Genomic DNA, 2,560 nt, shown 5'->3' on the forward strand with positions numbered 1-2,560 from the left:
AGTTCACCTCGTCTCTTTTGGCTGGTTTAGTCGCTTAACCTATTCGAGATTTGGGGAGGTACTCCTTTTTCTATGCCTAAAAAACCTTTTCATTGCAAGGAGTTAGATTTATGAAATTGATTCCAATACATATATTTAAATATTCTGTTATATTATTTATTTTGAAGCACTTGGACTTTTTCAATTTCATATTTTGGTCCAATCAATACTCGTGTTTTTCTTTTCATAGTAACCTCTAAATCATGACCATTAACTGTTGCCATATAAAAATATAACTCATCAGTTCCCCCTTGCATATCGGAAGTTGAATCTACTTTTTCTTCTTTAGGAAGTCCCGACAAAAAAGAAAAGCTATAATTATCTTTAGAAATTTCTTTCATTTTATTTATATCTTTCTGAGAAATTATCTCGTTAAGCTGACTCTCTAATGCAATGGAACCTCTATATCCTAATACATCAATATTCAAACAAAATATCGTTATTAATATAATTATAAAAATTCCTAGAATTAATTTAGTTTTCTTTTTCATTTCTCACCCCAACTAATATTAGTTATTCTTTATCTGTTAAACTCAATATTTTAGCTATATCACCAAAATCCTTATAAACTTCTTCTAGAAGAGTAACATGCTCTTTTTCATTTTTTTCCTGTATCGATTTATTTAAATCACCTATATCATTAAGAATCTTAGATACATATTTTTCGTCTTTATGTTTTGCCAAGGTTTTATGAAATCCAGAATGAAAAATGCCAATCATTTCTTTCATAGGAGCTCTTGCTTCTTCATAATTACCTTTTTCAAGTGAGTTTCTAACTTGATTTAATAAATCGTACTCTTTTTCGAGTAATCTTGATAATGCCGTATTAACATTCGATGAGTTGTTTGAACTCTCATTCCCGTTATTTTGTTTAATAACATGTTCTTCTTTAATAGAGCATCCAGCACTAAGCAATAACCAACATGCAAATAAAGTAATCATTAATCTACGCATACTTATCTCCTTATAGATGGAAATGCAGGGGGATTATCTTTAAGCATAGTTAATATACTTAATTTAAATCCCCCTATAAATCTATTGCAACTTATAAAAAATTACAAAAATCTAATTTCTCCACCATACAGTAACTGGCCAACTTTTGTGCAATGAGCAATTATACGGTGAAGTAGTGTTTACACCTAAACCATCACATGTAGTATCTCCTCCCCAAGTATCACACCCCCAAGATATGAGTGCATAATCACAATCACTCATGTAGAAGTTTTGTAATGCTGCAACAGGGCTAGATTTGTAAACCCAGTATTTATGATCAGAGAAAACACCATTTAAACGGTTACAATGTACGTGATCTCCTGTATAAACTGGTTGTCCATTATATGTTTGTCCTGGGTACATTGCGTATGTACTCATCCCAGAATTTTCAGTTATTCCATTTGCTTCATCCATGGATTCAATTAAATCACCAAAATCTTGATTATCAATAATATTTAAACTTACTGAATTTACTTGCTTAGTACTAAGTTTTCTACTCTTTAACACTTCGCCATCTATTGATCTAACCTCGATAGTTGTCTCTCCTGACTCAACATTTACTGAATATCCGCCATTTTCGTCAACTAGAACTTCCTCATCATTAACAAATACCATTCCTTGTTGTGCAGGATATTCTCTAATAACAGTTATACCACCTTGATCATCCGGTATGACTTTGAACAAATTGTCAACAGCAGCTATCTTATTCATGCTCTCTAATTCGCTATCAGTTACACTTTCAATATGAGCAACAACATTGGTTTGAATTTTACCAGATATACTTGTAACAGAATTTGAAGCAGCATACCCAACACCTGGTAACATACTGCTACAAAGAACAAAAACACCTAACATTTTTTTGATATTCATATAAAAACTCCTCCATAATTTAAATAGTGATTTTTTGAGAAAAATCCCAATTTTCCAAATTATCCCCATTAACTAATACATGAATGATCCATTTGCCCTTAGATAACATAACTTTGCCAACATATTTATTTTTACCTTTTTTAACTATCTTAACGGGTAATTCTTTGGGATCGTCAGCACTTGTTATGAACGATACTATCTTACCCTTCTTCAAAAGATTAGCTTTATCCTCAAAACTCAGGTTAAAGGATAATTCATTATTATTTACATTTGCGTCAATAAATGCGTACAAGTTTTTTGATTCCGTTTGAGATGCTTTATCACATCCACTAATTAATAAAGTGAATATTAGCACTAGGAAAACAAATTTGGTTTGCGTTACTCTCAATTAATTCATTTACCTCCTAATCAAAACATGTAATTATATCTGAACATTGGCCAATGATTCATTCAAATATTATATTTTTATGAAATACTACCATAAATCACCTTATCTACTTACCGTATGTTAATATATCTCAATTACGTATGCAAGAATTTTCTACATATGAAAGAATTTTCTTATGAATTTATAGGTCTGTTTACCTAAATCTTTAAAAATACATATGCCTGAATCAATTTCATAATGCATCAACTTAAAAAAGAGCATACTGCTCCA

4 protein-coding genes are annotated in these 2,560 nt (G+C 30.7%); all 4 read right to left on the minus strand.

What is annotated here, in order from left to right; genetic code table 11:
* Positions 1–152 precede the first annotated feature (152 nt).
* Positions 153–530 (minus strand): hypothetical protein, encoded by a 378-nt coding sequence (locus ABEW73_RS31745; protein WP_430173881.1) that lies wholly within the window; start codon positions 528–530, stop codon positions 153–155.
* Between the two features lie 22 nt (positions 531–552).
* Positions 553–993 (minus strand): hypothetical protein, encoded by a 441-nt coding sequence (locus ABEW73_RS31750; protein ID WP_430173880.1) that lies wholly within the window; start codon positions 991–993, stop codon positions 553–555.
* Positions 994–1,104: 111 nt separating this feature from the next.
* The gene (locus ABEW73_RS31755) at positions 1,105–1,902 is read right to left on the minus strand and encodes a hypothetical protein (protein WP_430173878.1); all 798 of its coding nucleotides are present in this window, start codon (positions 1,900–1,902) and stop codon (positions 1,105–1,107) included.
* A 19-nt stretch (positions 1,903–1,921) separates the two neighbouring features.
* Positions 1,922–2,290, minus strand: coding sequence for a hypothetical protein (locus ABEW73_RS31760; RefSeq protein WP_430173876.1), 369 nt, complete (start codon positions 2,288–2,290; stop codon positions 1,922–1,924).
* Positions 2,291–2,560: the final 270 nt, after the last annotated feature.

This window comes from Paenibacillus lautus (genome assembly GCF_050482385.1).
GTDB lineage: Bacteria > Bacillota > Bacilli > Paenibacillales > Paenibacillaceae > Paenibacillus_AQ > Paenibacillus_AQ lautus_B.